6 protein-coding genes are annotated in these 6,896 nt (G+C 69.6%); 4 read left to right on the plus strand and 2 right to left on the minus strand.

What is annotated here, in order from left to right:
- Window positions 1–7: 7 nt before the first annotated feature.
- Window positions 8–913 (plus strand): LysR substrate-binding domain-containing protein, encoded by a 906-nt coding sequence (locus NVS83_RS09725; protein ID WP_258739105.1) that lies wholly within the window; start codon window positions 8–10, stop codon window positions 911–913.
- 11 nt (window positions 914–924) lie between these two features.
- Here the strand turns inward: NVS83_RS09725 and NVS83_RS09730 are convergent, their stop codons facing one another.
- On the minus strand, window positions 925–1,359 hold the full coding sequence (locus NVS83_RS09730) for a DUF1810 domain-containing protein (protein WP_258739106.1): 435 nt from the start codon (window positions 1,357–1,359) through the stop codon (window positions 925–927).
- A 259-nt stretch (window positions 1,360–1,618) separates the two neighbouring features.
- Between NVS83_RS09730 and NVS83_RS09735 the strand changes: the two genes are divergently transcribed.
- Complete coding sequence (locus tag NVS83_RS09735; RefSeq protein WP_258739107.1) at window positions 1,619–3,526, plus strand: glycoside hydrolase family 15 protein; 1,908 nt, start codon at window positions 1,619–1,621, stop codon at window positions 3,524–3,526.
- 126 nt (window positions 3,527–3,652) lie between these two features.
- Entirely contained in the window at window positions 3,653–4,624 is a 972-nt protein-coding gene (locus NVS83_RS09740) for a hypothetical protein (protein WP_258739108.1), read from the plus strand.
- Window positions 4,625–4,640: 16 nt separating this feature from the next.
- On the opposite strand, the gene NVS83_RS09745 is transcribed toward NVS83_RS09740, so the two are convergent.
- Window positions 4,641–5,474 carry a helix-turn-helix transcriptional regulator gene (locus NVS83_RS09745; RefSeq protein ID WP_258739109.1) on the minus strand — a complete coding sequence of 278 codons (834 nt, stop codon included), beginning with the start codon at window positions 5,472–5,474 and terminating at the stop codon, window positions 4,641–4,643.
- A 93-nt stretch (window positions 5,475–5,567) separates the two neighbouring features.
- Between NVS83_RS09745 and NVS83_RS09750 the strand changes: the two genes are divergently transcribed.
- Window positions 5,568–6,464: an SDR family oxidoreductase gene (locus tag NVS83_RS09750; RefSeq protein ID WP_258739110.1), complete on the plus strand. Its 897-nt coding sequence runs from the start codon at window positions 5,568–5,570 to the stop codon at window positions 6,462–6,464.
- Window positions 6,465–6,896: the final 432 nt, after the last annotated feature.

Raw genomic sequence — 6,896 nt, forward strand, 5'->3', positions numbered from 1 at the left:
CTGGCGAATGGATCTGCGTCATCTGCGCTATTTCACGGCGCTCGCCGAGGAGCTGCATTTCGGCCGCGCGGCGCAGCGGCTCGGCATCTCGCAGCCCCCGCTCAGCCAGCAGATCCACGCGCTGGAGCTGGAGCTCGGCGCCGAGCTGTTCATCCGCACCAGCCGCCGCGTCGAGCTGACCGAGGCCGGACGCCTGTTCCTCGCCGAAGCGCGCGCCGTGCTCTCCCGCGCCGAGCAGGCGCTGATCGTCGGCCAGCGCGCCGGGCGCGGCGAGATCGGCGAGCTGCGCATCGGCTTCACCGCCTCGGCTCCGCTCGCCAGTATCATGCCGACGCTGATCCATACCTTCCGGGAGCAGCGCCCGGATGTGCATCTCACGCTGAGGGAGATGCTGAGCCACCAGCAGATGCAGGAATTGCTCGACGGTTCGCTCGACGTCGCCTTCCTGCGCACCCCGGCCGATCCCTCGCTGATGGACCCGCGCATCGCCGCCATCGAGCTGCAGCGCGAGGAGCTGCTGGTGTTTCTGCCCAAGAGCCACCCGCTCGCGCGCACCAGCCCGCGCCACCGGATCGCGCTCGCCGAGCTGCATCAGGACGTGTTCGTCCATTTCTCGCGCGAGGCCGGCGCCATCACCTACGACCAGTTCATCGAGCTGTGCCGCGCCGCCGGTTTCCGGCCGCGGATCGGCCAGGAGGCGCGTGAGGCGGTGACCATCATCGGCCTCGTCGCGGCCGGAGTCGGCATCACCATCATGGCCGCCTCGCTGCGCAACATCCGCCTCGCCAATGTGGTAACGCGCCGGCTGGCGGAGCCCGCGCCGTGCCTTTCCACCTGGCTCGCGCATCTGTCAGAGGGCGCCTCGCCGACGACGCAGGCCTTCCTCGCCCTCGGCGCCACCGCCGGCCCGTGACGGGCGGGCATTCAGGACCGGCCGAGCAGTTCGAGCGTCTTCGCGTCGGGTTCGCCCCGGTAGAAGGCCCGCAGCCCCTGGTCGAACAGCTCCGCATCGGCCGGATCGGTGGCGGCGGCGCGGAACAGAGTCAGGCAGGAGCGGAACTTGAGGTCGTCCGGGCTGCCAAGGACGGTGCGCACCGGCGTGTCGCGATGCCCGAGCATCAGCCGGACATGGCGGCGCAGTCGCTCGCCGAGCACCGGATCGGCGAGATACGCCTTCGCCTCGCCGAGGCCGGCAAGGGCGAATCGCTGCGCCGTGGGCGAGAGACCGAGCCCGGCGAGCTGGGGAAACACGAACCACATCCAGTGTGTGCGCTTGCGGCCGGCGGCGAGCTCGGCCTCGACCTCGGCCAGCACCGGCGCCTGCGCGTCGACGAAACGTGCGGCATCGAAATCCGTCATCCTGGCGTACTCCCCAAAGGCCGGCCGGGCCGGCCTGTGGCCTTGCGTTCGGGCCGTCCCGTCGCCCGCCGCGACCTCGTCCTTGAAGACGCGGTGACGGGCACAAAGTTGCTTCCGCGAACACCAGGCTCGCATTGCAGCATCGGCCCGTCGAGGGATGCGTTGCAGGCGCCGTCCGGGCGCCGCGGCTGGACAAGGCGCACATGAACGATGTTGAGTGGCAGTCATTGGTACCCGCCTGACCTTGAGAGGAGCCTTCTTGACCTCCCCCATCGAGGACTATGCACTCATCGGCGATTGCGAGACCGCCGCCCTGGTCTCGCGCGATGGCGCGATCGACTGGGCCTGCTTTCCCCGCTTCGATTCGCCCGCCTGCTTCGCCGCCCTGCTCGGTACCGCCGAGAACGGGCGCTGGTCGATCGCGCCGGCCGATCCGGTGGTGTCGATCACGCGGCGCTATCGCCCGGATACGCTGATTCTCGAGACTACTTTCGAGACCGCCGAGGGCCGGGCGACACTGATCGATTTCATGCCGCCGCGCGACGGCGCCAGCGACCTGGTGCGCCTCGTCGTCGGCGTGAGCGGGCGGGTGGCGTTCGATACCGACTTCGTGGTCCGCTTCGACTATGGCCGCACCATCCCCTGGGTAACGCATGAGGACGGCGTGATCAGTGCGGTGGCGGGTCCGGACCTGCTGACGCTGGTGACGCCGGTTCCGCTCGACGGCGAGGACCTGCACACCACCGGCTCCTTCACCGTCCATGAAGGCGACCGCATTCCCTTCGTGCTCACCTACGGCCCCTCGAACGGGCCGCGGCCGGCGCACCAGGATGTCGAGGCGGTGCTCGCCGACACGGAGACCTACTGGCGCGAGTTCATCAAGCATTGCCCCGAGGTCGGGCAGTGGACCGAGACCGTCAAGCGCTCGCTCATCACGCTGAAGGCGCTCACCTACCATCCGAGCGGGGGCATCGTGGCGGCGGCCACCACCTCGCTGCCCGAACAGCTCGGCGGCTCGCGCAACTGGGACTACCGCTATTGCTGGCTGCGCGACGCCACCATGACGCTGATGGCCTTCATGAAGCTCGGCTATTACGAGGAGGCCAGCGCCTGGCGCGAATGGCTGATGCGCGCGATCGCCGGCGCGCCGGCGCAGGTGCAGATCATGTACGGCGTCGCCGGCGAGCGGCAGCTTCTCGAATGGGAGGTGCCGTGGCTGGCGGGCTACGAGGAGTCGCCCCCCGTGCGGATCGGCAACGCCGCCGCCGGCCAGTTCCAGCTCGACGTCTATGGCGAGGTCGCCGACGCCATGGCGCAGGCGCTCAAGGGCGGGCTTCCCCCGCATCCGCGCACGCGGGCGGTGAGCGGCGTGCTGATGCCGTTCCTCGAGCGGGCCTGGCTCGAGCCCGACGAGGGGATCTGGGAAATGCGCGGCGGGCGCCAGCACTTCACCTATTCCAAGGTGATGGCCTGGGTCGCCTTCGACCGCGCGGCCAAAATGGCCGAGGACACCGAAGGCGGCCGGCCCTTCGCGGACCGCTGGCGGCAGGTGGCGGACGCGATCCATGCCGATGTCTGCGCCAAGGCGTTCGATCCCGAGCTCGACAGCTTCGTGCAGGCCTATGGCTCGAAGACCATCGATGCCAGCGTGCTGCAGATTCCGCTGGTCGGCTTCCTGCCGGTGGACGATCCGCGCGTGCGCGGCACGGTGGCGGCGGTCGAGAAGCGGCTGCTGCATGACGGGCTGGTGCTGCGCTATCGCACCGACGAGATCGACGACGGCCTGCCGCCGGGCGAGGGCGCTTTCCTCGCCTGCAGCTTCTGGCTGGCGGACGTGATGGTGCTGCAGGGGCGCTATGCCGATGCGCGCCGGCTGTTCGGCCGGCTCCGGGACATGTGCAACGATGTCGGCCTGCTGGCGGAGGAATACGACCCCGTCGCCCGCCGCATGCTGGGCAACTTCCCGCAGGCCTTCAGCCATGTCGGGCTCATCAACACCGCGCTCAACCTCGCCCGCGCCACCGGCCCCGCCGAGGAGCGCGCCGAAGGGGCGGACGGCTCGGGAACCGACGGGGCGGCGGCCGATGGGTCGAAGGGCCACGAATCAGCAGGCTGCGGATCGGCAGATGGTGGGGCGGGCGACGGAGCGCAGGCTGCCGCCTCGTAACGCGTCCCGCGCCGCGGACACGCTCCTGCGGCGCCGGCTCTGCGGAACCTTGCCGCCATTGGAGCGGCGTCCGGCTGCGGCTAGGATGAGGGCGAATCGGTATCCCGGGCGGAGAACCTGAACACGATGCGCCGTCGTCGCACGCTTCTGCGCAATGCCGCTTTCGTCCTCCTTCCCGTTCTCCTGCTGTCGCTGCCCGCCGCCGCGGATTCTCAGCCTCCGGCGTCGGCCGAACAGGTGCAGGCGCAGCCGGCAGAGCTGCTGAAGGCGCTCGACGACGCGGCGATCGCCGCCTATGTCGCCGGCCGTTCGCAGACGCTCGCGGATCACGACGGGCCGGTGATCATCGTCGCCGACGACATGGTGCTGCTCGCCAACGGCACCGAGACGCACGCCGACTACACGCCCGACGGCTATACCGAGCTCAAGACCATCTCCCACATCACCCTCGGTGTGGTCGGCCTGCTGCACGCCTATGCCGACGATCCGGCGGCCGGCGCGGCGGTGTGGAAGCCGCTGCTGGAGAAGCTGCTGGCGCAGGTCAGGGCGGTCGAGCCGATCCTCGGAACGCTCAGTCTTGGCGCAGATGCGCATGCCCGCGACGCCTATATCGTGCAGCGCATGATCGCCTTCATGGAGGCGACCCTCGCCCGCGGCAGCTACACGCGCGACGAACTGACGGCGGCGGCGCGCGACGTCGCGCCCTATCTGCTGGCGAGCGCGTCGGAGGCGGCGAAGTACCAGATCGAGCGCATGGACGGCATCGTGCGCCAGTGGCGCGCGGAGCTGTCGCCTGAGCAGTGGAGCCGGCTGCGCGTCTTCGTGCTCGGGCCGCACATGCCGCGCGAGGGCTATCTCCAGTTCAACTATTTCCGGTTCCTGATGGGCGACGCGGCGGTCGGTAAAACGCTGATCTATGGCGAGAACATCTTCAGCCAGAAGGGCGCGACCAAGCTGCTCGCCACCGTGCTGCAGGACCGCGCGATCGCCAAGATCACCTTCGACGACGAAATGCGGATGGACCGGGACCTGCTGGCGGACGGCGCCGAGGCCGAACTGCTGCGCCTGTTCGGCAAGCTCGGTACGCCGGCGCCCTAGCGCCCCGCTCGCCCGCTCAGCCGGGATCGGCGCCGAGCAGCGAGCGGATCTTCTCCGCCAGCCCTGGGGACGCGGGGTTGTAGACCACCATGTTGAGGTCCGCCCGTCCGTCGACCGTGAAGGCGGAATATTCGAACGTCACCGGGCCGAGCACGGGGTGGTGCATCTGCTTGACGCCCTCGCCATGGCCGTGAACGTCGTTATCGCGCCACAACGCCGCGAATTCCGGGCTGAGGCGGCACATCTCCTCCACGAGCGGCTTCACCTCGGCGGCGGCCCCGGCGCGTGCCGCGTCGACGCGGAAGGCGCCGACCACGAAGCGCGCCACGCTCTCCCAATCGTACTGGGCGGCGCGCACGCGCGGGTCGAGGAAGATGAAGCGCAGCACGTTGCGCTCCTCCGGGGGCAGCTTGCCGTAATCGGTGAGCATCACGGTCGCCGCGCGGTTCCAGGCGACGATGTCCCAGGTCGCGGTGCGGATGAAGGCGGGGCTCGGGTCCAGCGCGTCGAGCACGCGCTGCAGGCGCGGGGTGACGCCCTCGCCCTTGCGGTAGCGCACCTCCGGCGCGCGGCCGAGGCCGAGCAGGAACAGGTGCTCGCGCTCGACATCGGTCAGCATGAGGGCGCGGGCGATCCGGTCCAGCACGTCGGCGGAGGGCGCGCCGCCGCGCCCCTGCTCAAGCCAGGTGTACCAGGTGGCGCTGATGTTGGCCCGCTGCGCCACCTCCTCGCGCCGCAGTCCCGGCGTGCGGCGCCGCGCCTGCGGGAAGCCGAAGGCGCGGGGGTCGAGCTTTGCCCGCCGGTCCTTCAGATAGGCACCGAGCGCATTGTCGTCGGTCTGCATGCTCATGCTGATAGTCATTATACCAGGATAATCTCACTACTTTACCACGATAGCCGGTAGGCCGAGATTTGTCTCCGTTGGAATTCTGGAGACCCAATCATGCGTGTGTTCGTGACCGGCGCGACCGGCTTCATCGGCTCGGCCGTCGTCAGGGAACTGATCTCGGCCGGCCATCAGGTGCTCGGCCTCGTGCGTTCGCCGGAGAAGGCCGCGGCGCTGGCGGCCGCCGGCGCCGAGGTGCATCGCGGCTCAGTGCAGGACGAGGACAGCCTCAGGAGCGGGGTCGCGCTCTGCGACGCCGTCATCCACCTCGCCTTCAACCACGACTTCTCGACATTCGCCGCCAATTGCGAGGATGACCGCCGGGTGATCGGCGTGCTCGGCGCGGCGCTCAAGGGATCCGCGCGCCCGCTGGTCATCACCTCCGGGACCGGCATGGCGCGGGCCGAACCCGGCCAGCCGGCGCGGGAGGACGATCCGGTCGTCGGCTCCGACGTGATCCCGCGCGCGGCTTCGGAGGAGGCGGCCGCGAGCGTCGCCGCGGACGGGGTCAACGTGTCGGTGATGCGCCTGCCGCAGGTGCACGACACCACCCGCCAGGGGCTGGTGAGCTACGCGATCGTCCTCTACCGCGAGAAGGGCGCCTGCGCCTATGTTGGTGACGGGCACAGCCGCTGGCCGGCGGCGCATGTCCTCGACGTGGCGCGGCTCTACCGGCTGGCGATCGAGAAGGCCGAGCCCGGCGCCGTCTATCACGCGGCCGCCGAGGAGGGGATATCCATGCGCGACATGGCGCAGGTGATCGGCCGCCGGCTGGAGCTGCCGGTCCGTTCGATCACGCCGGACGAGGCGGCGGCCTTCTTCGGCTGGCTGACCCCCTTCGTACTGCACGACGCCCCGGCCTCGAGCGCGCTGACGCGAGCGAAACTGGGATGGGAGCCGATCGGACCGGGCATGCTCGCCGATCTTGAGCGGCTGGAAGTGGACGGGCTCTGAAGCGCGCGAATGTGGCGGCCGCCGGCGTGGATGCGTCCTTGCGACGGGCCCACTCCGGCGGCCGCGTTGTCGATAGAGGCGGGTCTATCCGCGAAGAGTGTCGCGGCCCGGTATGCCTGTCCGTCCTTCCGGTGCCGACATCCGGCGCTGACCCACGGTAGGGCACGCGGTGGCATCGCCTCGGGTAGAACGCGGTCCGCGAAGCCATTAAGCCGCGTTAATATATTGATAAGGCGTGGGAAAAGGCACTTTTCCACCCCCAGCTTCCGCTCTGTCGCCGGCATGTCATTTTTCTTGCGAGAGGGCCGTTGACATTATCCGCGGGGTCCCCTTATAAAGCGGCCATCGACGGGGCGCGCCGCTGACGCGGTGCTTTTGCTCCTCAGGTTGATCCCGACAGAGACGAGGTCTTCGGACCGGCGGTCGCCGGCG

The organism is Ancylobacter mangrovi, from assembly GCF_024752335.1.
Lineage (GTDB): Bacteria > Pseudomonadota > Alphaproteobacteria > Rhizobiales > Xanthobacteraceae > Ancylobacter > Ancylobacter mangrovi.